The 25,005-nt window shown below is 40.6% G+C and carries 21 protein-coding genes; 1 reads left to right on the top strand and 20 read right to left on the bottom strand.

Annotation, left to right across the window (positions count from 1 at the left end; all coding sequences use genetic code 11):
- Positions 1–113: 113 nt before the first annotated feature.
- The 20 genes from BN985_RS04710 to BN985_RS04615 form a co-directional block, all read right to left on the bottom strand.
- Positions 114–515 (bottom strand): GNAT family N-acetyltransferase, encoded by a 402-nt coding sequence (locus tag BN985_RS04710; protein WP_042221405.1) that lies wholly within the window; start codon positions 513–515, stop codon positions 114–116.
- 68 nt (positions 516–583) lie between these two features.
- Entirely contained in the window at positions 584–1,192 is a 609-nt protein-coding gene (gene spoIIR / locus BN985_RS04705; protein WP_042221404.1) for a stage II sporulation protein R, read from the bottom strand.
- 327 nt (positions 1,193–1,519) lie between these two features.
- Positions 1,520–2,371, bottom strand: a complete 852-nt coding sequence (gene prmC / locus BN985_RS04700; protein ID WP_042221403.1) for a peptide chain release factor N(5)-glutamine methyltransferase — start codon at positions 2,369–2,371, stop codon at positions 1,520–1,522.
- 1 nt (position 2,372) lies between these two features.
- Positions 2,373–3,443 carry a peptide chain release factor 1 gene (gene prfA / locus BN985_RS04695; RefSeq protein ID WP_042221402.1) on the bottom strand — a complete coding sequence of 357 codons (1,071 nt, stop codon included), beginning with the start codon at positions 3,441–3,443 and terminating at the stop codon, positions 2,373–2,375.
- A gap of 138 nt (positions 3,444–3,581) precedes the next feature.
- The gene (locus BN985_RS04690; protein ID WP_042221401.1) at positions 3,582–4,202 is read right to left on the bottom strand and encodes a thymidine kinase; all 621 of its coding nucleotides are present in this window, start codon (positions 4,200–4,202) and stop codon (positions 3,582–3,584) included.
- A 188-nt stretch (positions 4,203–4,390) separates the two neighbouring features.
- Entirely contained in the window at positions 4,391–4,636 is a 246-nt protein-coding gene (locus tag BN985_RS04685) for a type B 50S ribosomal protein L31 (protein WP_036578508.1), read from the bottom strand.
- Positions 4,637–4,802: 166 nt separating this feature from the next.
- A complete protein-coding gene (gene rho / locus BN985_RS04680) occupies positions 4,803–6,083 on the bottom strand; it encodes a transcription termination factor Rho (RefSeq protein WP_042222921.1) in 1,281 nt (426 codons plus the stop codon).
- Between the two features lie 478 nt (positions 6,084–6,561).
- Positions 6,562–7,848: a UDP-N-acetylglucosamine 1-carboxyvinyltransferase gene (locus tag BN985_RS04675; RefSeq protein WP_042221399.1), complete on the bottom strand. Its 1,287-nt coding sequence runs from the start codon at positions 7,846–7,848 to the stop codon at positions 6,562–6,564.
- Between the two features lie 304 nt (positions 7,849–8,152).
- On the bottom strand, positions 8,153–8,791 hold the full coding sequence (gene fsa / locus BN985_RS04670) for a fructose-6-phosphate aldolase (RefSeq protein ID WP_042221398.1): 639 nt from the start codon (positions 8,789–8,791) through the stop codon (positions 8,153–8,155).
- Between the two features lie 54 nt (positions 8,792–8,845).
- Entirely contained in the window at positions 8,846–9,703 is an 858-nt protein-coding gene (locus BN985_RS04665) for a class II fructose-bisphosphate aldolase (RefSeq protein ID WP_042221397.1), read from the bottom strand.
- 101 nt (positions 9,704–9,804) lie between these two features.
- Positions 9,805–10,170, bottom strand: a complete 366-nt coding sequence (locus BN985_RS04660) for a response regulator (RefSeq protein WP_232225530.1) — start codon at positions 10,168–10,170, stop codon at positions 9,805–9,807.
- 323 nt (positions 10,171–10,493) lie between these two features.
- On the bottom strand, positions 10,494–12,107 hold the full coding sequence (locus BN985_RS04655; protein WP_042221396.1) for a CTP synthase: 1,614 nt from the start codon (positions 12,105–12,107) through the stop codon (positions 10,494–10,496).
- Positions 12,108–12,392: 285 nt separating this feature from the next.
- A complete protein-coding gene (gene rpoE, locus BN985_RS04650; RefSeq protein WP_042221394.1) occupies positions 12,393–12,902 on the bottom strand; it encodes a DNA-directed RNA polymerase subunit delta in 510 nt (169 codons plus the stop codon).
- A gap of 440 nt (positions 12,903–13,342) precedes the next feature.
- The gene (icmF, locus tag BN985_RS04645; RefSeq protein WP_042221393.1) at positions 13,343–16,582 is read right to left on the bottom strand and encodes a fused isobutyryl-CoA mutase/GTPase IcmF; all 3,240 of its coding nucleotides are present in this window, start codon (positions 16,580–16,582) and stop codon (positions 13,343–13,345) included.
- 4 nt (positions 16,583–16,586) lie between these two features.
- Complete coding sequence (locus BN985_RS04640; RefSeq protein ID WP_042221392.1) at positions 16,587–17,225, bottom strand: TetR/AcrR family transcriptional regulator; 639 nt, start codon at positions 17,223–17,225, stop codon at positions 16,587–16,589.
- A gap of 35 nt (positions 17,226–17,260) precedes the next feature.
- Positions 17,261–18,403 carry an acyl-CoA dehydrogenase gene (locus tag BN985_RS04635; protein WP_042221391.1) on the bottom strand — a complete coding sequence of 381 codons (1,143 nt, stop codon included), beginning with the start codon at positions 18,401–18,403 and terminating at the stop codon, positions 17,261–17,263.
- A 15-nt stretch (positions 18,404–18,418) separates the two neighbouring features.
- Positions 18,419–19,555: an acyl-CoA dehydrogenase gene (locus BN985_RS04630; protein ID WP_042221389.1), complete on the bottom strand. Its 1,137-nt coding sequence runs from the start codon at positions 19,553–19,555 to the stop codon at positions 18,419–18,421.
- 27 nt (positions 19,556–19,582) lie between these two features.
- Positions 19,583–20,431 (bottom strand): 3-hydroxybutyryl-CoA dehydrogenase, encoded by an 849-nt coding sequence (locus BN985_RS04625; RefSeq protein ID WP_042221388.1) that lies wholly within the window; start codon positions 20,429–20,431, stop codon positions 19,583–19,585.
- Positions 20,432–20,559: 128 nt separating this feature from the next.
- On the bottom strand, positions 20,560–21,744 hold the full coding sequence (locus tag BN985_RS04620; protein WP_042221387.1) for an acetyl-CoA C-acetyltransferase: 1,185 nt from the start codon (positions 21,742–21,744) through the stop codon (positions 20,560–20,562).
- Positions 21,745–21,907: 163 nt separating this feature from the next.
- Positions 21,908–24,016 (bottom strand): heterodisulfide reductase-related iron-sulfur binding cluster, encoded by a 2,109-nt coding sequence (locus tag BN985_RS04615; protein WP_042221386.1) that lies wholly within the window; start codon positions 24,014–24,016, stop codon positions 21,908–21,910.
- 370 nt (positions 24,017–24,386) lie between these two features.
- Between BN985_RS04615 and BN985_RS04610 the strand changes: the two genes are divergently transcribed.
- Positions 24,387–24,941: a hypothetical protein gene (locus BN985_RS04610; RefSeq protein WP_042221384.1), complete on the top strand. Its 555-nt coding sequence runs from the start codon at positions 24,387–24,389 to the stop codon at positions 24,939–24,941.
- Positions 24,942–25,005 lie beyond the last annotated feature (64 nt).

Genomic DNA, 25,005 nt, shown 5'->3' with positions numbered 1-25,005 from the left:
CTTATTTTATGCTATTTCTCTTTTAAAAATGAAAACTTATAAACAAAATTCACGACTTATACACAGTTTTTAAACAGGTTATCCACTGTTTTTGTGGATAACCTTATATTAAATCAGGAAACATGGTATAACCACCAATTTCCTTCTTCTCTCCTGTACTTATCCACGAATAACTTTTCCTTTTGTGGATGGAACTGCAGTGCTTCTAATAAAATATCCACCACTGGCTGGTGACTGTGTACATAAACACTTTTAGCCTGTTTTTGTTTTGCTAAAGTTAAAATAGACTCTAAAAGAACTGGAAGTTTAGAAGCATTTGTTTGATTAATATATAATTGCTTTAACCAATAAATCCCTTCCTCCATTGTTTCCAAAGAAAAACAACCCACAATTTCTTCCGCTACTTCTACGACATACCCAGCCCTTATTAAGCTAGCTTTATTTATACTCTCATTCTTTTCCAGAAACAGTTCTAACTTCTTCTCATCCGCCTGATTTGCTAGAATTAGCTTCATACTTGATCACCTCTACTATTTTTAATAGTTTTTGTTCTATTACTCTAGTGTATGCCGAGACGAAGAGATTATGACCAGCCAAACCATTCAAACAGGAAAAACTTTACCTCTGTTTTTTCCTCTTCCACTTGTTGGCCCTCGTCCACACTTTCTTCAGCTGCGGCTACCGTAGTACCATTAGAGAAATCAAGAAAACAAAGGGGTGGAAATAAAACACACCACCAATTATCTCCCTTTCCTTCTCCAATCGTGATCAAAACTGCCTCATACTCTCCTGCTGGATAAACAAAGTCGCCGTAAAGCTTGGCAGGAAAGGTGATATTTGAGCCATATTCTACTTCGAAGGATCCTGTAGAACCTTCACTTTTCAGTACCTCTTTAACTATTTCATTTATTTCTGGAATACGCGATTCTATTAATTGGCGAGCTTCCTCAATATCCGTTATATCAGCTACCCACTCGGTAATAACTTCATTTACTTCATCACGAACGGTTCGCTTTAACTCTTGATCTGCTTCATTATCACTGTTCGCTAGAATCCTCAATCGAATTGCATCATCAGGGATAACCTGATAACCTTGTTCATCCTGCTTTTCACCAAGCTGACTCATTCCTACTAGCGGAAATGTTATTAGTAAAAAAATAAATATAAATGCAATAAATAGTAGTTTTCTCATCATTCAAGCCCCTTCCAACTTTGTCTACTAGCAACAGTATGGGCAAGCCATTATGATTTTAAACTAGTAATCTTAAATAGTTTTAAAAAAAGAGATTTATAGATTGAAGGATAAGATTCACTCTCTTTAATGGTCGGTCGGTCGGCCGGGTGGGAGGGGAAGTAGGCTGGTGATGGTACTGGGGGCGATGAAATGCATTTTATTTTGTTAGTGCGCAGGGTTTGCAGTTCATCGGCCGTTACAATTCCTTTTAACGGCGTGCTTTTATATAAGTGAACAATTAAGGTTAATAACTCTCGGTAAATTCACCAAAAAAGCAGCCCACACTTAGCGGGCTGCTGAAATAATACGATCTTTTCCATTTATATCTTTTATGGTCTGTACCTTATAGGAAGGAAACTCCTGTGTTATAAGAGAAGTAATGGCTTCTGCTTGGGTATGTCCGATTTCCATAGCCAGTCTTCCATCTGATTTCATAACGTTTTTTGCCTGTTTCACAATTTCCTTATACGCTGCCAATCCTTCTTCTTCCGCAAAAAGAGCCAACTCTGGATCAAAATTTTTCACCGTGTCCGATAAAGTAGTTGCTTCTGATCTGGCAATATAAGGAGGATTTGAGACAAGCACATCTATAGATATGCCGACATCTTCCAAAGGACGGAGGAAATTCCCTTGAAAAAAAGTTACGTTTGCGTCGAGCAATGAAGCATTACGCCTGGCAACTGCTAAGGCTTCCTCCGAAATGTCTGTTGCATAAACGGTCGCATGCGGTAATTCCAAAGCTAGCGAAATCGCTATAATCCCACTTCCTGTACCGACATCCACAATTGTCAAAGGGGCATTTGCAGGTAAAGACTTTATGATATGTTGTACCAGCTCTTCCGTTTCCGGACGGGGTATCAACACATCGCCAGTAACAACAAACTCTCTGCCATAGAAGGACTCCTTCCCCATCAAATGCTGCACAGGAATACCGGTTTGAGCATGCTCTTTTATGTCCTTTGCAAATGACGCAGCAATCTCTTCAGGGACAATCTCTTGCATGTCTGCATAGAATTGCGATCGACTTTTACCAAGATGATGCTGGAGCAATAATTGCGCCACCCCAACCTCACGTTGCGATTCTTCTAAAAAAAGAGAAGCCCAATTAAGGACTTCGTATTGTTTTAGATTATTCATACTATTCACCTAGCTGTTCCAACTTCTTCGTCTGTTCTTCAACTAAAAGAGCATCAACAAACTCATCCATCTTACCTTGAAGTATTTGATCAAGCTTTTGGATAGTCAAACCAATCCGGTGGTCTGTAACCCGATTTTGTGGAAAGTTATATGTTCGAATACGTTCCGAGCGGTCCCCTGTACCGACAGCTGATTTACGGTTCTCATCAATTTCTGCCTGGGCTTCCTGTTGGTATTTATCATATATACGAGCACGAAGAACCTTCATCGCTTTTTCTTTATTCTTAATCTGCGACTTTTCATCCTGGATGGAAACGACAACTCCTGTAGGTACGTGCGTTAGTCGTACAGCTGACATGGTAGTGTTAACACTTTGCCCACCAGGTCCACTTGATGCAAAGGTATCGACACGAATATCCTTTTCATTTATATCAATTTCCACTTCTTCTGCCTCGGGAAGCACAGCAACTGTAGCAGTAGATGTATGAATACGTCCGCCAGATTCCGTCTCAGGAACACGTTGTACACGATGTGCGCCGTTTTCATACTTAAGCTTGGAGTAGGCACCACTTCCATTTATCATGAAAATAATTTCCTTGTATCCCCCAACACCTGTGGAACTTGCTTCCATAACCTCTGTTTTCCAGCCATACTGCTCTGCATAACGGGAATACATTCTATATAGATCTCCTGCAAATAAGGCCGCTTCATCTCCACCTGCAGCACCACGAATTTCCATAAACACGTTCTTGTCATCATTTGGATCTTTCGGCAACAAGAGAATTCTCATTTTTTCTTCTAGCTCTTCCTTGGATTCCTGCAGTTCTGCAATTTCAAGCTTCACCATTTCCTGCATATCACTATCAAGGTTATCCTCCAGCATTTCTTTCGCATCCTGAAGTTGAGAATTTGTGTCCTTGTATTCACGATAAGCCTGGACTACATCCTCTAGTCCTGATTGTTCTTTAGAATACTCACGTAGCTTAGTCGTATCACTTATAATTTCAGGATCACTTAACATTTCATTTAATTTATCGTAACGATCTTCTAATGTTTGTAGACGATCTAACATCACGGTCACCTCTTTCAGATTAACAGTATAATTATAATACACTCATATAGGAAGGTCAAAATTATATTCAAAAGCACTGAGGTAGAAAATGTAATCGCTCGCACGTTTACCATGAAAAAAACGCCTAGAAAGGCGCTTTTACTTTAATGGGTTGGATAATCCGGAAAGGATTTGATTTGTCGGTTTGTTTGGTACTTCATGGTGATGACGGCAACGTGGCTCGTACGATTCAGATGCACCAACAAGTATGATGGGATCATCGTAGGATGCAGGCTTTCCATCTATTAAACGTTGCGTACGGCTTGCAGGCGATCCACAAACCGGGCATATCGCATTTAGCTTTGTAACGGATTCGCTCAACGCCATTAACTTAGGCATTGGTCCAAATGGCTCCCCGCGGAAATCAGTATCCAAGCCTGCTACGAGTACGTGAATCCCTTGGTTAGCAAGTTCTTCCACAACTTCTACAACATTTTCGTCAAAGAACTGCACTTCGTCAATTCCAATAATGTCTACACCCTTGTCTACATATTGCAACATTTCATCAGAGCTTTTTACAGGGCGTGCAATGATTGACGTCCCATTATGGGAAACGACAGATTCTTTATCATATCGGTTGTCAATGGCAGGTTTAAATACACGAACGGTCAGATTTGCATATGTCGCACGGCGCACTCTTCTAATGAGCTCCTCTGACTTTCCAGAAAACATACTCCCACAAATCACTTCGACCCAACCACTTTGTTTCATCACGTACATGAGCGACGCGCTCCTTTCCATTTTATCCAAATCAGTCAGCTAAAGCACCAATTGGAATAGGTGCTTTAGCTTTTGAATTTATGTAATAATAAAAGTAAAAAAACAGGCAAATTTATAGACGATTTGCCTGTTTTCCTGCATGAAATGTGTGCCTGTCCTGTAAAAAGGACATGGTTATCATTTCACGATTAATTCATATTATATTTTTTCTTGAATCGGTCAACACGTCCGCCGACTTTGTCAGCTTTTTGTTTACCAGTGTAGAAAGGATGAGAATCTGAACTAATCTCAACACGGATTAATGGGTATGTGTTACCATCTTCCCATTCAATTGTTTCTTCTGAGCTTTGTGTAGAACCACTCAAGAATTTGAAATCTGAACTAGTATCAAGAAATACTACTTTTCTGTACTCTGGATGAATATCCTTTTTCATTTCTTCTTCCACTCCTTTTTGCCCTGAATCTATTGAAACAGAGTTATTGTAAGAGCCGTCATAGGTGCAATACCTTATCAAAACTCACATAAAAAGATTATAACAGTCAGGGTATTTGATTGCAATAGTAAGCAATTAAAAAATCATTTCCAATCTAAGGGGATAACTACTTTTTTGTCCCCTTACGCTTCATCTCTTCGTCCATTTGCTTAAAGAATTCCTCATTATTTTCTGAGGCTTTCAATCTTCTTAGGAAACGTTCAAGAAATTCATTTGAGTCCTGCATCGTTTTGCGGATAGCCCAGATTTTATCAAGGTGACCTTTACCTACAAGCAACTCTTCTTTTCGTGTACCTGAACGAAGAATATCGATGGCTGGGAAAATTCGGCGTTGTGCAAGATTGCGATCAAGGTGAAGTTCCATGTTTCCGGTACCTTTAAATTCCTCGTAAATGACGTCATCCATTCGTGAACCAGTGTCCACTAATGCCGTTGCCAGAATTGTAAAGCTTCCGCCCTCTTCAATATTACGCGCTGCCCCGAAAAAACGTTTTGGACGATGGAAGGCAGCAGGGTCAATACCGCCGGATAGTGTACGTCCACTTGGAGGAATAACTAGGTTATAGGCTCTTGCAAGTCTTGTAATACTATCCATTAAAATAATAACGTCTCGTTTATGTTCTACTAGGCGCATCGCCCTTTCAAGAACGAGCTCAGAGACCTTTATATGGCTTTCTGGAACTTCATCAAATGTTGAGCTTACTACATCAACATCAGGGTGTACCGAACGCTCAATATCCGTTACTTCCTCTGGTCGTTCATCTACAAGCAGAATAATTAGCTTCGCTTCAGGATGATTCTTGGAAATGCTGTTTGCAATTTCTTTCAACAGGACTGTCTTACCAGCCTTTGGTGGAGCTACAATAAGTCCCCTCTGCCCAAATCCAACAGGTGTCATTAAATCAATAATACGCGTGGAAAGGCGACTCGTTGGGTTCTCCAATTTCATAAAACGGTCTGGATACAATGCCGTCAATGCCGGGAAATGTACACGCTCTTTTGCTGTTTCAGGATCTTCCCCATTTACTGCGTCTACGTGTAACAAACCATAGTAGCGTTCATTTTCTTTTGGAGGTCTAACCTTCCCTGAAACTTTATCTCCGTTTCGCAAATCAAATCTACGAATTTGTGATGCAGATATGTAAATGTCCTCTGCGCTCGGAGAATAATTTATTGGACGCAAGAAGCCAAAGCCCTCTGAAGGAATAATTTCCAACACGCCATCCATAAATAAATAACCATCCTTTTCCGCCTGTGCTTTTAGAATTGAAAATATCAATTCTTTTTTCGTTAGCTTTGCGTAATAGGATACTTTATACTCTCTCGCCAGGTTATAGATTTCTTTTAATTTTAATGTTTCCAAATGAGAGATTGTTAATGCTGCCATAAAATCACCACGCCTATTTGTTTTTAAAATAAAAATAATAATAAATAAATTGCTTTGCACAGCGGAAGGTCTTCTGTACAGTTATAGTTTAAATTGAGAATTGCACACTTCTTTAGTTGGAAGGTCAAGCTTCGTAGAAATGAAGAAGTTACTGTAGTTGGATGTGAAGTTCATATCCTTATTCTGTATTAAGCATATTCCATATTACTCTTTTGAATACTATTATTCAACTCTATTTTTTACGTTTTCTTAATTTAATAGAAAAGGAAGCCGAGATGGTATGGCTTCCTTTAATCATACACTTAATAATAGTTTACCCAAAGCTTAGCAGAATTACACCTTATCCTTTCATTACAAGGCGCCTGCTACTGCTTTTAGTCCATTGAATTTTCGGTGAAGTGGAAAATAGTTCACGGGTTTTTTGATAGGGAAAAGGGCTGTTTTGCAGGAAAAGCCCTCTTCCTAATCTAATGCCATGCTAAGAATTCTGAAATTGAATAATTTCCGCCTCTGTCATTTCCTCGCGCCACACTTTGGCTCCAAGCTGGGTAAGTTTTTCCGCAAAATGATCGTAGCCTCTATCGATATGCTCCAGACCTGTAATTTCAGTGATCCCGTTGGCCATAAGTCCTGCTATAATAAGAGCGGCTCCTGCGCGTAAGTCTGAAGCTTTTACTCTAGCCCCTTCTAATTGAACAGGTCCAGACACAATCGCTGATCCGCCCTCTACTTTAATGGCAGCATTCATACGTCTAAGTTCATCAATATGCTTTAAGCGAGCCGAATAGATCGTATCGGTGACCACACCTGTATTGGCTGCTTTGGTCAGCAGAGAAGTAAACGGCTGTTGCAGATCAGTAGGAAATCCTGGGTATACCAATGTTTTAATGTCCACGCTTTTCAAAGGGACTCTTGGGGCAATAAGGAGCTGCTCATCACTCTCTTCCACCGTAACACCCATTTCCCTTAGCTTAGCCAGCAGTGACTCTAAATGCTGTGAAATGACATTGTCAATAACAACCTCTTTTCCCTGTGCTGCTGCAGCGATTGCATAAGTCCCTGCTTCAATTCGGTCAGGGATAATAGTGTGTTTACAGCCTTTTAACTCTGAGACACCTTCAATGCGGATGACGTCTGTTCCTACACCCTTAATTTGTGCACCCATACTCGTGAGTAAAGTCGCAACATCAATAATTTCCGGTTCCTTAGCAGCATTTTCAATAACGGTTCTTCCTTTAGCCTTGACTGCTGCAAGCATTATATTAATCGTTGCGCCGACACTAACGACATCAAGGTATATTCTTGCTCCTCGCAATTCATTTGCACGCAAATAGATTGCACCTTGTTCATTCGTTACCTCAGCCCCAAGTGCTTCGAATCCTTTAATATGCTGGTCAATTGGACGTGGACCAAGAAAACAGCCACCCGGAAGACCAATAACGGCTTTGTTAAACTTACCAAGCATAGCTCCCATAAAGTAATAAGAAGCTCTTAGTTTCTTAACTTTTCCGTTTGGTAAAGGCATTGCAATCATCTTCTCTGGGTTAATATGCACTGTTTGTCCATCCCAAGAAACAGAACCACCAATCTCCTCGAGTAAATCCCCTAGTGTATAGACATCCGAAATTTCCGGTAACCCTTCAATGGTCACCTCTGAGTCGGCAAGAATTGCTGCTGGAAGTAAAGCAACGGCACTGTTTTTTGCTCCACTAATACGTACTTGGCCATTTAACAGATGGCCACCTTCTACTAACATTTTCTGCATGATAAAAATACCCCGCTTTTTTGACGTACAGACGTACGATTACCAGTATTATAAGAAAAAACTACCGTACACTGGGCTCTTCGTTGAATGTGTGCGTTCTTCTATACTGGAAACTTCAAAATTTTATACTACTTTACCTTAACAATAAGTCCCTCTAAAAATGAAAGGATAAACAGCTGCAGTTAAAGAGATCGACGAAAGACTTCCCTACAAGAGTTGTAATACACATTTTTAGAAGGACTTTAATTCACTGGCTTAACTTTGCACGTTTTTAGATTGCGCAGGTTTTACCAATTTTATGCAATTATTTTTTGTTCCAGTCTGTCAAAAATTTCTCAATGCCTTGGTCTGTCAACGGATGTTTGACAAGCTTTTCTAAAACATTATATGGAATCGTTGCGATATGAGCGCCATTTAATGCCGCATCAGTCACATGCAATGGGTGACGAATGGAGGCAGCGATAATTTCTGATGGGATATCATGCCGGTCAAAAATTTCTGCAATGGTTGCAATCAAATTCATCCCGTCATGTCCAATATCATCGAGACGTCCAAGAAATGGTGAAACATAAGATGCTCCAGCCCTCGCTGCTAATAATGCCTGATTTGCATTAAAAATCAAAGTAACATTCGTCTTGATATTAAGGTCACTTAGAGCTTTTACCGCTTTAAGTCCTTCTAAAGTCATCGGAATTTTCACCGTGATATTTGGCGCTATTGCCGCAAGTTCTTTGCCTTCTTGAATCATACCTTCTGCATCCTCAGCAATTACCTCTGCACTAACTGAACCTGAAACTTCCTCTGTAATCTCACCAAGTCTGTCGTGAAAAGAAACTCCTTCTTTCGCCACTAAACTCGGATTGGTTGTTACACCAGCCAGAATGCCGAGTTCGTTAGCAGAGCGTATTTCTTCAATATTGGCCGTATCAATAAAAAACTTCATTTTCAGTCGCCTCCAGTCTCCCCATGCTAAAAATTCATATATTAATTAGGTTGTTTACGCTTGGTTTGAAGAACCAAATTCACGCATTTTGCCAATTACTGTTTGCTTAATAGCTTCACTACCAGGTCCAAGATACTTACGTGGGTCATACTGATCCGGTTGCTCTGCAAGTACTTTACGAACAGCCTCTGCTTGTGCGATTTGGTTTTCAGTGTTTACATTTATTTTAGCTGTTCCGTAAGAAATAGAACGTTGAATATCCTTAGTCGGGATTCCAGTTCCACCATGAAGAACGAGTGGCAATTCAATCGTTTTAGAGATTTCTTCCATTTCAGCAAAGCCTAAGTTTGGCTCTCCTTTATATGGTCCGTGTACAGATCCAAGAGCAGGTGCCAAGCAATCAATTCCTGTTTCATTAACAAGTTTTAGACACTCTTTAGGATCAGCATAAATAACGCCTTCAGCGATTACATCATCTTCTTGTCCACCAACAGTTCCAAGTTCCGCTTCAACAGAAACTCCGTGGATATGTGCTAGTTCTACTACTTTGGAAGTAACTGCAATATTTTCTTCTAGTGGGCCGTGAGAAGCGTCGATCATTACAGATGTGAAACCAGCATGGATTGCTTGTGCACATTTTTCAAAGCTTGAACCATGGTCAAGATGGATAGCAACAGGAACAGTTGTTTTATACTCTTCCATCAATGCTTTTACCATTGTTACTACGACTTTAAATCCACCCATATATCTTCCAGCACCTTCAGATACGCCAAGGATTACCGGTGATTTTTCTTCTTCAGCTGCTTTAAGAATTGCTTGTATATATTCCAAGTTATTGATGTTGAACTGTCCAACTGCATAACCTTTGGCTTTTCCTTGTTCAAGCATTTCTTTCATTGATACTAATGGCATTACTATGTCCTCCTCTGAGATGAATGGTTTCATCTTCATTAAATAAGTTTTAACTACATTATAAGAATACCAACAACAACTCGCCTGCGCAACAATAGTGGCTAAGAACCTAGTGTCTTGTTGATAAGTTTTTGTACATCAAATATGTTGAATGGCTTTCCTAGTACTTGTCTGACGTTGGAAAAACCGCTGATTTCGTCTTTTACTTGATCGGATAAGCCACTCATCACGATGACCGGTACTTCAATCTGCTGAATTTCCATTTCCTTTAGAACTTCTCCACCGTTCAAAATGGGAAGATTATAATCCAATAGGACAAGGCTATATGCGTATTTTTGTAGTTTTTCTACTGCTTCTTGGCCCGTTACGGCCGTAGTCACATGATATCCTTCACCCATGATTATATCTGTCAAAAGCAAACGTATTCCGGGTTGATCATCGACTATTAGGATCTTTTTTTTCACCACATAACCCTACTCCTTTCTAGTAAATTACCTGTCTCTTCTACTTTATGTATTTCGCTAAAAGATAGAAATATCCTTCTTCATTACAGAATTTTGTTAGTGATAGCCTCTAACACACAGGATAACATTTCTTTTATATACAAAAATTACCATTTATGAATATCGATGACTCTTAGCTTTCCCTGCTTATTTTTTTAGTTATACGAAACGTATTACTTTATTTCCCGCTAGTTTAGTTGATTTCAACGCTCGTGAGGTCAAAAATACAACCAAAAAACAAGAAAAAACCGAATAGCCTTCGCTACCCGGTTATTTGTCTAAAAGGTCTATTTTGTCTGGGATTGGTTTTCCACAGATGCTCCAATGAAACCTTTGAAAAGAGCTTGTGCTCTCGTCGGACGAGATGTGAATTCAGGGTGGAACTGACATGCTACAAACCAAGAATGGTCTTCAATTTCAATGGTTTCCACCAATCTTCCGTCAGGGCTTGTCCCAGAGAAAATAAATCCGTTCTCAGCCATTTGCTCTCTATAAGCATTATTGAACTCATAGCGATGACGATGACGTTCTTCAATGTAATCTTCCCCACCATATGCTGCTTTGGTTTTTGTTCCGTCAGTTAATTTGCATGGATACAATCCAAGTCTTAATGTTCCACCAAGATCCGAGATGTCCTTTTGCTCAGGCAGTAGGTCAATAATCGGATATGGCGTAGTCGGATCAATCTCTGCAGAATGTGCACCCTCAAGACCCAGAACATTTCGCGCAAATTCAACGGTTGCAAGCTGCATACCGAGGCATATTCCGAAGAAAGGTACATTCTTTTCTCTAGCATATTTAATAGCTTCAATTTTCCCTTCAATTCCTCGATCACCAAAACCACCTGGTACCAGAATACCATCCACATTATCAAGTGCTTCATGCATTTGTTCTTTATCTAGTTTTTCTGAATTAATCCAGTGAACCTTAATATCAGTGTCATAAGCGAAACCTGCATGCTTTAATGACTCTACAACGGAAATATAAGCATCAGGAAGCTCCACGTACTTCCCAACAAGGCCAATGTCTACTTTTTTCGAAAGCGATCTTACTTTGGTAACAAGTTCTTTCCAGTCTTCCATCTCTGCGGGCTGACATCCTAAACCAAAGTGATCACATGTAATTTGGTCAAGATTCTGTTGCTGTAAGGAAATTGGCACCTGGTATAAGGTGTCTGCATCCATCATTTCGATAACAGCTTTTTCGTTAATATCACAGAACAAAGCAATTTTCTCTTTCATTTCCTTGCTGATAGCATGTTCTGTCCGAAGTACAATAACGTCAGGCTGGATACCTAATGAGCGAAGTTCCTTTACACTGTGCTGGGTCGGCTTTGTTTTCATTTCGCCTGCAGCTTTAATATATGGAACGAGTGTGCAATGAAGGTACATGACACTATCTTTGCCAACCTCATTTTTAATTTGACGAATGGCTTCAAGGAAAGGAAGTGATTCAATATCCCCAACAGTACCGCCAATCTCCGTGATAACAACATCCGCTCCTGTTGCTTCCCCAGCACGGAAAACCTGATCTTTTATTTCATTCGTAATATGTGGAATAACCTGTACGGTTCCTCCCAAATAATCCCCACGACGTTCTTTCCGGATTACACTAGAGTAAACTTTTCCTGTTGTAATGTTACTGAATTTGTTTAAATTAATGTCAATAAAACGTTCATAGTGACCTAAATCCAGATCCGTTTCAGCTCCATCTTCAGTAACAAAAACCTCTCCATGCTGATACGGACTCATTGTTCCTGGGTCCACATTGATGTATGGGTCAAATTTTTGAATCGTTACCTTTAGTCCACGGTTTTTAAGTAAACGGCCCAGTGAAGCAGCAGTTATTCCTTTACCAAGTGATGAAACAACACCACCAGTTACAAAAATATAGTTTGTCATTCAACTACCTCTTTCTATTATTTATTCATTGCCTATATGGCATTACTAGGAAACGCTCAAGAATTGTATTTTCTATCTACCTCTTACTGTGCCTCTATTTCACGCAGGTATGCTTTTCCTATACCTATTAATGAATGGCATCAGAAAATGGCCAATACGTACAAAATAAGAAAAGCGCCTCCCCCACATGGTAGGGGAAACGCTTTGAAAGTTAATTTAAAGAGCCCAATAAGAATTGTACCCATCCTTCATTGAAAAGTCAAGATGGATTTAGCAGCGGAAGCTTTACTTATCTTCTTCTTTATCGTCTTTAGAATCATCATCAAACTCGTCGTCATCAACTTCCTCGTCTAACTCTTCTTCAAGATCTGTGTCAAATTCATCCTCTTCATCATCATCGAAGTCATCAGCCATTTCCTCAATGTCTTCATCTACAATGTCCAGTTCTTCTTCCACTAGATCCACTGATTCTTCTTCTTTCTTTTTCTTCTTCGTTTTCTTTTTCTTCTTCGGTGCGGCGGCGACTTCTTCATCCATTGTTTCTACAGGATACCAACGTTTCAATCCCCACATGTTAGAGCCGATTGTAATAAAGCGACCATCCACATTTAAGTCTGTGTAGAACTGAGCAATGTTCGCTTCCTTATCCGAATCAGAGAATTCCTTGATTTCCGCAATCTTTTCAAAGACATCTTTAAAATTCATTGCCTTTTTTTCATCAAGCATAATAGCATTTGCAAGTTCAATCATGGATAAATTCTTGCTCTCTTCGTGGCTGTAATTCTGCAAGCTCACGGTAACGCACTCCCTTTACTTATATATTTCAAGGCTTCATTAGCCCAGTGCATCTTCATAACACTTTTTTCCAGCATGGATTGGTAATAAAATTCATTATACTATAAACAAGAATGAGGTATAAAGTAAAATGTTGTCTTTATGTATTATAAACTGTTAGATATTAGTTAACACCATTTTCTTTCACCACGTACTGTCTACTTTTCTTCCATTGCTGCGGGAACCAAGAACCGTACCATTCATTATAAACAAATATCCTGTCTTTATGCTATAGAAAAATAGAAAAAGACGTGTTTTCTTATGAGTAGCACATCTTTTTCTATTAACCCTCCAAATTAATTATGGTCCCTGAGGTTCTAATTCACGCCGACGTGGACCCAGGACGTGGCGTTCTTAGTCGGCCTTCCTTATTACGTGTGCTCTTCGCTTTTGATTTGATCTTACATATTTCTTCTGTATTGGCCGCCTACTTCGTAGAGGGCGTTTGTGATTTGGCCGAGGCTTGCTACTTTTACGGTTTCCATTAATTCTGCAAAGATATTGCCACCAGATGCAGCCACTTCCTTCAACTGTTCTAGCGCCTTATCCGTGTGGTCTTTATGCTCATTTTGGAATCGTGTGAGCTCTGCAATTTGGTGCTCTTTCTCTTCTTTGGAGGCCCTTGCTAGCTCCATCGAATTGATTTGATCTTCAGAAGGAGGGGTAGGATTTAAATACGTGTTAACCCCAATTATAGGCAATTCTCCTGAATGCTTCTTTCCTTCATAATATAGCGATTCCTCTTGGATTTTACCGCGTTGGTATTGCCTTTCCATTGCTCCAAGCACTCCTCCGCGGTCATTCATTTTCTCAAATTCCTCAAGCACAGCCTGCTCTACTAAATCCGTCAATTCATCAATGATAAAGGAACCTTGTAGAGCATTTTCATTTTTGGCAAGCCCATATTCTTTATTAATGATTAATTGAATCGCCATCGCTCTTCGTACCGATTCCTCTGTTGGCGTAGTAATTGCCTCATCATAGGCGTTTGTATGCAAAGAGTTCGTATTATCCTGAATGGCGAGCAATGCTTGCAGTGTCGTACGAATATCGTTAAAATCAATTTCCTGCGCATGAAGGGATCTTCCTGAAGTCTGAATATGATACTTTAACTTCTGACTTCGCTCATTAGCCCCGTATTTATCTCTCATCGTTATCGCCCAGATCCTTCTCGCAACCCTACCGATCACGGAATATTCCGGGTCTAATCCGTTAGAGAAAAAGAAGGAGAGATTTGGCGCAAATTTATTAATATCCATTCCCCTACTCAAATAGTATTCTACATACGTAAAACCATTTGCCAAGGTAAAGGCGAGCTGTGTAATTGGATTAGCACCAGCTTCTGCAATATGATAGCCGGAAATCGAGACAGAGTAATAATTGCGTACATTTTTATCAATAAAGTACTGTTGAATATCCCCCATCATTCGTAAAGCAAACTCTGTGGAAAAAATACAGGTATTCTGTCCTTGATCTTCTTTTAAAATATCTGCTTGAACGGTTCCCCTTACAACAGCAATCGTCTCTTCCTTTATCTGTTGATATTCTGCTTCAGTTGGCTCTCTTTCCTGTTCCTGCTTAAATTTTTCCACCTGTTGGTCAATTGCAGTATTAAAATACATTGCCAAAATGATCGGGGCAGGTCCATTAATGGTCATGGAAACAGAGGCTAATGGACTTGATAAATCAAACCCCGCATACAGCTTTTTCATATCATCCAATGTACAAATATTCACTCCACTTTCTCCTACTTTCCCATAAATATCAGGGCGATGTGCAGGGTCTTCACCATAAAGGGTAACCGAGTCAAAAGCTGTCGAAAGTCGCTTTGCTTCCTCATTTTTCGATAAATAATGAAACCTTCTATTTGTCCGTTCTGGTGTTCCCTCACCAGCAAATTGCCTTGTCGGATCTTCTCCCTTTCTCTTAAACGGAAAAACGCCTGCTGTAAATGGGAAAGACCCAGGAACGTTTTCCTTCATGAGCCAATACAGCCGCTCCCCCCAGTCCTGAAATTTTGGGAAAGCCACTTTTGGTATTTGTAATCCTGACAGGGATTCGGAGACAATATCCATTTCTATTTCTTTATCTCTTACCTTAAAGCTCATCTTTTCTTGACTATAATCCGTCTTCATTTCTTCCCAGGAGTCAAGTAGGCGCTGTGACCTATTATCCAGTTGGCTTTCATAGTGGTCGATTAACTGTTGCAAGCTTGCTTTAGCAGACTCTTCCTCCACCATTTCAATGGCTGCTTGTAATTGATACACCTTCCTCGCGGCATCACTTTGCTTTTCTGCATGTTGATGATAGTGGCGAACATGTGAAACAATTTCTCTTAAATAATGCCTGCGTTCATTTGTAATAATCATGTTTTGTTTTTCTGCAATGACATGACGATTAAAGTCAGCCTTGTCTCCCCAGTCATATTTCTCGTTTAGCGTGTCAATAAGGGAGGCGAATAAAGCATTGGTTCCAGCATCATTAAACTGGCTGGCGATTGTCCCATAGACAGGGAACTTTGTTTTATCTTCATGAAAAAGCATATGACTACGCTCATACTGTTTGCGAACCTGGTTAAGTGCATCTTCAGAGCCTTTTTGTTCAAACTTATTGATGACAATAAAGTCAGCAAAATCAATCATATCTATTTTTTCTAACTGAGTAGGTGCACCGAATTCTGCGGTCATGACATACATGGAAAGGTCTGTCACATCGGTGATGGCAGCATCCCCCTGTCCAATTCCGCTTGTCTCCACAATAATAAAGTCATACCCTGAGGCACGTACTACATCGATGACATCCTGAATTGATTTCGACAATTCACTATGAGAATCACGTGTTGCCAATGAACGCATATAAACTCGATTTGAGAAAATAGCATTCATGCGAATTCGATCACCAAGCAAGGCACCACCTGTTTTTCTTTTCGTTGGATCAATCGAGATAATGGCAATTTTCTTATCCGGAATTTCATGGATAAATCGACGGATTAGTTCATCGGTCAACGAGCTTTTCCCCGCACCACCAGTACCTGTAATACCTAAGACCGGGGTATTCGATCTGCTCTTTTCCCTTAGTGATTGTAAAACTGCCTGCTTCTCCTCTGCATTTACATCCACGTTTTCCATATAAGTAATAAACCTGGCAATTGCTTGTCGCTCACCACTCACCAGTGCATCTTGGTCCTTCACTGTGTCGATTGGTGGTAGGGAATCACACTCTTTCAGCATTAAATTAATCATGCCCTGTAGACCTAGTTCACGACCATCCTCTGGAGAAAATACACGTGCCACTCCATAAGCATGTAGTTCTTTTATTTCACGAGGAATGATTACCCCACCGCCACCACCATAAACCTTTATATGCGCTGCACCGAGCTCTTTCAATAAATCCACCATATATTTGAAGTATTCTACATGCCCACCCTGATAGGAAGAAATCGCAATCCCTTGAACATCTTCCTGAATGGCTGCATGTACCACTTCTTCTACTGATCGGTTGTGTCCAAGGTGGATGACTTCAGCCCCACTCGCCTGGAGGATCCGACGCATTATGTTTATGGATGCATCATGACCATCAAATAAACTGGACGCGGTTACAAAACGAATTGAATTTGATGGCTTATAAATGGTTTGTTCCATATAGCTACTCCTCTCCTTTTCTAGGTGCTCCTATCGACAAGGAGCGTAATATAAATGCAGTCTGACGCTCAATATACTCTTCCATCGTAAATTGTCGATGTAACATCCAGCGACGAAAGCTCCACATTTGCCCCTGAATAAAAATGTTATTTGCCATAAGCATCGCATCTTTAGACGTAATACTATCGTCTGGCATACACGTTATAATCACCTTTTCTAACATTTGAACCATCTCTCGTTCCTTTTGTAACACATACTCCTTGGTGTTCTTTTTCAAAGATTTCACTTCTTGATACATTATGACGATCTCTTCCTGCATTTCATCCATTAAATAAAAGTATGCCTTAATCACTGACACAAGCTTTTCAAGTGGAGAACCGTCCACATTAACAACCTTCTCTAGTCGTACTTGAACTTGGTCATAAATCGAATCACAGACTAGAAACAGAACATCTTCCTTTGTTCGGATATATTCATAAAGCGTACCGATACTAAATCCTGATTCTTTGGCAATTTCACGGGTTGTGGTACGGTGGAACCCTTTTTCTTTAAAAAGAGTAAGGGCACCACGAATCATTTGCTTTCGTCTTTTTTCCACTAACCCTTTATCCTTTATCGCTGAAAAAACCTGTTCCTCCGCCACCCGAGCATTCCCCCTTCAGTTTTCCAAAAAAGATATTAATCTTTTGTCAGCATACGCCCGATAACAAGTCGCTGTATTTCATTCGTTCCCTCATAAATTTGGGTGATCTTAGCATCTCGCATATATCTTTCCACAGGATAATCTTTCGTGTAACCATATCCACCAAATACTTGGACAGCCTCTACCGTGATTCGCATCGCCGCATCTCCTGCAAATAGCTTCGACATGGCGGATGCTTTACCGTACGGAAGTCCCTGTGACTCTAACCAAGCAGCCTGATAGGTTAATAGTCTGGAAGCTTCGACCTCTGTCGCCATATCTGCCAGCTTGAAGGAGATTCCCTGATTCGTTGCTATTGGCTTACCAAACTGCTCTCTTTCCTTTGCATAGCCAACAGCGGCATCTAGTGCTCCCTGCGCAATACCAAGAGCTTGTGCCGCAATTCCATTTCGCCCGCCATCCAGCGTTGTCATGGCAATCTTAAAGCCATCTCCTTCAGCACCTAGCATGTTCTCTTTTGGAATACGACAATTTTCAAAAATAAGCTCTGTAGTCGGTGAGGATCGGATCCCCAGCTTTTTCTCTTTCTTTCCAAAGGTGAAACCATCCGTTCCTTTTTCTACGATGAAAGCACTGATTCCCTTATGCTTTGCATCATTGTCAGTTTTGGCAAAAACAATATAAATATCTGCCACACCGCCATTTGTAATCCATACCTTGCTGCCATTTAGAACATAAGCATCTCCATCTTCCTTAGCTGTTGTTTTCATGGAAACAACGTCACTTCCTGCACCAGGCTCAGACAATGCATAAGCTCCTAGCGCTTCCCCTGTAGCAAGACGTGTTAGAAAGTTTGTTTTCTGCTCTTCATTGCCGTATGTAAAAATTGGCCAGCTTGCTAAAGAGAGATGAGCAGAAAGTGTTACCCCAGTGGACGCACATACTCGTGATAATTCCTCTACCGCAATACAATAGCTGACATAATCCGCACCAATCCCACCATATTCCTCAGGCCATGGGATACCCGTAAGGCCTAACTCTGCCATTTTGTTAAATATCTCTCTGTCAAACCGTTCCTCTTCATCTCGTTGGGCAGCGGTTGGTTCTACCTCTTTTTCCGCAAAATTTCGAACCATTTTTCTTAGCATTTCTTGTTCTTCTGTTAATTGAAAATTCATTGTTATTTCCCCCAATCATTTCCTTAAAAGTTCTTTGGCTATAACCATGTGTTGAATTTCATTTGTTCCCTCATAAATTTCGGTTACTTTCGCATCCCGAAAAAGCCGCTCAGCAGGGTAATCCTCTGTATACCCATATCCACCAAGCACCTGCACAGCCTCAATCGCATTGTTCACAGCTGTTTTCGAGGCAAACATCTTCGCCATGGAAACTTGCTTTGAGCAAGATATGCCTTGCTGCACCAAAGAAGCAGCTTGGTAGGTTAAGAGATTAGCCGCTTCTGCAGCTGTTGCCATATCCGCTAGTTTAAATGAGATACCTTGATTTGCTGCAATCGGCTTATTAAACTGCTGACGCTCTTTCGCATAACCTGTCGCAAGTTCGACCGCTGCTTCTGCAACCCCTAATGCTTGGGCTGCAATTCCAATCCGACCAACATGAAGGTTTTTCATGGCAATTTTATAGCCATCCCCTTCATTTCCTAACATTTGTGTCTTGGATACCCGACACTGGTCTAATGTTAGTGGTACTGTACTGGATCCATTAAGTCCCATTTTCTTTTCTTCCTTGCCAATGTCGAGGCCTGGCGTATTCCGTTCTAAAATAAAGGCACTTAACCCTTTAGAGCCTTCACCTGTTCGAACAAAAGTAATAAAGGTATCTGCATGGCCACCATTTGTAATAAACACTTTAGAACCATTTAAAATATAATGATCGCCATCTCTCTCAGCCCTTGTTTTTATACTAGAAGCATCTGAACCAGCACCAGGCTCTGTTAGTGCAAAGGCACCTAGGAGCTTTCCGCTAGCCAACTTCGGCAAATAATATTGCTTCTGCTCATCAGTCCCAAAATAAAGGATGGGGTTCGTTCCAACAGATGTATGGACAGAAAGAATCACGCCTAAGGAAGCGCTTACTTTTGAAAGCTCATGAATTGTTCTAACATAGGAAATAAAGTCCATGCCACTTCCACCATATTCTTCTGGAATTGGTATGCCCATTAGTCCAAGCTCTGCCATCTCACCAATGAGTTCCTTAGGAAAACGATGCTCTCTTTCCATTCGCTCCACTTCTGGCGCAACGCGTTCTTTTGCAAAATCCCGAACCATTTTTTGTAGCATATTTTGCTCTTCCGTAAAATGAAAGTCCATGTTTACTCCCCCAGTCTATGCTGTTGTTTATTCATATTGATAAAAGCCACGTCCAGACTTTTTACCGAGCCAGCCAGCTTGGACGTACTGCTTTAAAAGAGGACAAGGTCTGTATTTGCTATCCGCAAACCCTTCATGTAACACTTCCATAATGTATAGACATGTGTCCAGACCAATGAAGTCTGCCAATGTTAGAGGTCCCATTGGGTGATTCATCCCCAGCTTCATCGATGTATCGACATCCTCTACAGTTGCTACTCCTTCATAGACCGTAAAAATAGCCTCATTAATCATGGGCATTAAGATTCGATTGGAAACAAAGCCTGGATAATCTTCAGCCGACACTGGTACTTTTCCGAGCTTTTTAGTAAGCTCTTCAATTTGGTTATAGGTTTCATCATTTGTTTGCAGGCCACGTATTATTTCTACCAATTTCATTACAGGAACCGGATTCATGAAATGCATTCCGATTACTTGGTTTGGACGATTTGTCGCTGCTGCAATTTCTGTTATGGCTAGAGAAGAGGTGTTTGTAGCAAGAATAGTATGCTTTGGGGTGATCGCATCCAATTCTCGGAATACCGCTTTTTTGACTTCCATTTTTTCTACGACTGCTTCTATAACGAGATCACAGTTTTCTGCGTCCTGTAAAGAAATTGAAGGTGCCAGTCGGTCTTGAATGGATATTTTCTCCTCCTTAGATACTCGTCCCTTTTCTATTGCTCGGCTAAGTAGCTTTTCAATGGACTGAAGTCCTTTTTGTACGGCTTCTTCTCTTTGGTCATGTAATAAAACAGACAATCCTGTCTGGGCACAAACCTGGGCAATTCCAGCTCCCATTTGCCCTGCCCCTACTACAAGTACTTTTTTAATCATGCCGTTCCTCCTCTTTCTATATCGAAAATTGGGAAAACTCACTTTAAAGAAAAGAGCGACGACGTTGCCCCAGGACGGGGCGTTCTTAGTCGGCCTTCCTTATTACGTGTGCTCTCCGCTTTTGTTTATTATTTTGGTACTTCGATTAGTACTGCGTCTCCTTGGCCGCCGCCACTGCAAATTGCAGCAATGCCTAAACCGCCGCCACGACGTTTTAATTCATGAATTAATGTTAGAATAATTCTGGCACCACTAGCACCAATTGGATGTCCTAGTGCTACTGCACCACCATTCACATTCACCTTTTCTGGGTCAATTCCGGCAATTTTTCCGCTTGCTAAGGATACAGCAGCGAAAGCCTCATTAATTTCATATAAATTGATATCGTCTTGAGAGAAGCCCGTTTTCTCTAAAAGCTTATTAATGACAAGTCCTGGTGTTTCAGGAAAGTCCTTTGCTTCAACTGCTACTTCTGCATGGCCAAGCACATAAGCCATTGGGTCTTTCCCGGTATCTAATGCCTTTTCCTCAGACATAACAACAAACGCACATGCACCATCATTAACACCTGGTGCATTACCAGCTGTGATTGTACCGTCTTTATCAAAAGCTGGGCGTAAGCCTGCAAGCTTTTCAACGGTTGTATCCCTTCTAGGTGCTTCATCTGTATCGACGACTACAGGTTCACCCTTCCGTTGTGGTACCTCTACGCTAACAATTTCCTCAGCAAACTTTCCATTATCGATTGCTTCGGTAGCACGCTGATGACTGCGGTAAGACCACTCATCCTGAGCTTCACGGGTCAATTCATGCTTTGTAGCTGTAGAATTACCGTAATTCCCCATATGTACCCCTTCAAATGAGCAGGATAGTCCGTCATGTATCATCATATCCTTCACTTGCTTATCTCCCATTCTATTTCCCCAACGGGCGTCTGGAAGAAAGTATGGTGCATTACTCATGCTCTCCATCCCACCAGCAACGATGACTTCTTCATCGCCCAGCCGAATGAGTTGATCAGCAAGTGTCACACTGCGTAAACCTGAAGCACACACCTTATTTATCGTTTCGGTTTTCACATCCCATGGTATGCCAGCTTCTCTTGCTGCCTGGCGTGACGGAATCTGTCCTTGACCACCTTGGAGCACTGTGCCCATAATTACTTCGTCAATCTCTGAACCTTTCATTCCTGCTCGTTCTAATGCAGCGTGGATAGCCTTTCCACCTAGTTGAGATGCGGTAAATCCTTTTAGTGCACCACCAAACTTCCCAAATGGTGTTCTTGCGCCAGATACAATAACAGATTTTCTCATTTTTCTCCCACCTTTTTCTATATTTAAAATCGATATCATTACTACTGTCCTTCACTGGAAAACCAGTGAAAATGATTGAACGCTCGCTCAGATTTTGTGCCTAAAAGAAGAAGGACACTATTCCTTCTTCTTTTCTGTCATTTTATCATAGTTCTACCTAACATTATGCTGTTTTACTTTCCGTCTCTGTAAATACGGACAGTGCCAAAATTTCTGCCACATCCATTGTGCTGATATCCTCCTCAACATCCTTCGCTTTTGTACCATCACTAAGCATTGTTAAGCAATACGGACAAGCACTGGAGATCATCGTTGGTTTCACGGCAATTGCTTGCTCGGTTCTAGCTACATTGATTCGGTTTCCAGTCGTTTCCTCTGTCCACATCAGTCCACCACCAGCACCACAGCACATACCATTTTCTTTACTGCGTGCCATCTCGACTAGTTCAAGACCTGGTATAGATTTTAAAATCTCTCTCGGTGGATCATACACCCCATTATACCTTCCAAGGTAGCAGGAGTCATGATAGGTAAGCCTCTGATTTATTTCCCCGTTTGGTGCTAGCTTCCCTTCCATTACCAAATCATAAAGCATTTGTGTATGGTGATAAACCTCTGCTTCAAAACCAAAGTCAGGGTACTCATTTTTAAAAATATTGTATGCATGTGGGTCAATGGTTACGATTTTAGTGACCCCATTTTTCTCAAACTCTTTTATATTTTTTTCAGCGATTTCCTGGAATAAAAATTCATTTCCAATTCGTCTTGCCGTATCGCCAGAGTTCGCCTCTTTGTTACCTAAAATCGCAAACCGAATTCCCGCCTTGTTCATAAGTTTGGCAAATGCAACTGCAATTTTTTGACTGCGGCTATCATAGGCACCCATTGAGCTAACCCAGAACAAATAATCGAATTCCTTTTCTTCCTTTTTTAATTCTTTAATGGTAGGAATGTATGCACTCTCATCAAGTTCACGCCATTTTACTCGATCTTTTTTCGATAGGCCCCACGGATTCCCTTGACGCTCAATATTCATCACAGCACGCTGTACATCCTGATCCATTTTTCCTTCTGTCATCACTAGATAACGTCGTAAATCTATAATCGTCCCAACATGCTCATTATTTACAGGGCAGGCATCCTCACAGTTACGACAGGTCGTACAGCCAGATAGCTCTTCTTCTGTAATGATATCTCCAATGAGACTGGCATGCTGCACCGTAGCTGCTGCCTCTTGATTAGATGTCGCTTGATTTCCCTGTGTTCCTGCAAATGCATATGCTGGAACCCACGGAGATTTCCCTGTAATAGCAGCACCTTTTTCTGTTAGGTGGTCCCTTAGCTTAATCATAATATCCATCGGAGACAGCATTTTCCCTGTACCAGAGGCAGGGCATACATCTGTACAACGCCCACACTCTACACACGCATAAAAATCTAGCATTTGATGCTGTTGAAAGTCTTCTACCTTTCCAACACCAAATGATATTTCTTCTTCGCTCTCCTCTGCGTCCTCATCCATTTCAAAATCTATTTTCTCCAGCTTACCTGGAACTCTTTTACTTATAAAAACATTAATTGGTGCAGCGATTAGATGAGCATGCTTGGATTGTGGTACGTAAACAAGAAAGGCTAGTAATGTAACAGTGTGAATCCACCAAGCAATAAAGAATACAATCATTGCGGCAGTTGGGGAGATCCAACTAAATGCGCCACCTATTAAACTGGCAATTGGCTCTGTCCATGTCATCTCATGTCCATGCCAGATTAACGCCATCCCGTTTCCTACTAGAACGGAAACCATTAACGTTCCAATGAAAATAAGAACTAGTCCTGCTTTAAACCCACGCTTTAAGCGGACAAGCTTTTCCATATAACGACGGTAAAAAGCCCATACCACCGCTACAAGAATCATTAGGGTTACAAGCTCCTGGAAAAATACAAAACCAGGATAGAAAATACCAAACGGCAAATGATTATCAGGTGATATTCCTCTTACTATGAAATCTATTGCTCCAAACTGCACGAGAATAAAACCATAAAACATCATCACATGGATGATACCTGACTTCTTATCTTTTAATAACTTGGACTGACCAAATACAATTTTCCCTACTCTGCGAAACCTCTCTTTAAATTGTTTGTCAAACTCTGACTTCTTTCCTAGTCGAATGTACGCTATCCTGGTCGCTACTACTTTAGCGAATAAATACAGGCCATATACTGTGATGGCTGCAAAGGCTATTCCGTTTACTAGCAAAAATGTCTCCATTATCCGCTCCCCCTCTGTCATTTCCTGCATGTCTTCTATCCGTATTTTTTGTTAGCGATTTCATTTTTACGAATAGTTGAAAATAAACAACATCTACCTCTACTTTAAACGATGAATGATCATTCAGTCAACTTAAATCCAGAAAATATTAAGCTACGGACAAAGGAAATGTTTCAGCACTTTGTGGCAATTCTGCTGTACCAGTCACTGCTATCCAAGCGGATAACACACCTTCTGAAAATCCTACCTTAAATATAAGCGCTATATTCACATATGTCTTGTCTTTTTCGAAAATGTTCTGGATATTTATGTTAAAATATATAAATTATGAACTCGTGAATTAAGGCGTTTTTATTAAGGGGGGGAATTGGTGAAGAGATTGTTTCGTTATACATGTCTTGCTTGTATAATTTTCTTATTCGGATGTAGCGACAATAGTTTATCAGATTATGATAACGACGATATAGTAGCGATTGTACGTGGAGAGGAAATAACAGTTGGAGATTTACGTTTTCTATACCCCGATGACAAAGCACTTGAAAATCTCCCTGGTACGGTTAAAGCAAAATTAGCCGAGCAGGAAGTAAAGAGAATGAACCTTGATATCTCACATGAGCTGCAAGAGATTCAGGATACAAAAAAGGTAATGGGTAACTATCCTCCAGAAGAAGACGATTCAGAAATTGCAAATGGAACGCGTGAATTTGCAGATGCCCAGTCTGCCAAATTTGGAATGACCCCTGAAGAATACTATGAGAAATACTTCGAGAAAAGTCAGGAAATGAGTATTTATGTAATAGCATTTATAGAAGAAATACTAGGTGAGCCAGATGGGAGCGGGGAAGAATATACTAAAAAAGCTAATGCGTTATTAGATGATCTAGTAGATGATAATGAAGATGAAATTCGAATACTTATCAAATAGGTAATGAAAACAAACAAAAAATCTCAGTCCAGTGAACTGAGATTTTTTAGATAAGAAGCAGTTA

Source organism: Oceanobacillus manasiensis, from assembly GCF_000724085.1.
In the GTDB taxonomy this organism is placed as follows: domain Bacteria; phylum Bacillota; class Bacilli; order Bacillales; family Amphibacillaceae; genus Oceanobacillus_B; species Oceanobacillus_B manasiensis.
This window is presented reverse-complemented; position numbering and strand designations above follow the sequence as displayed.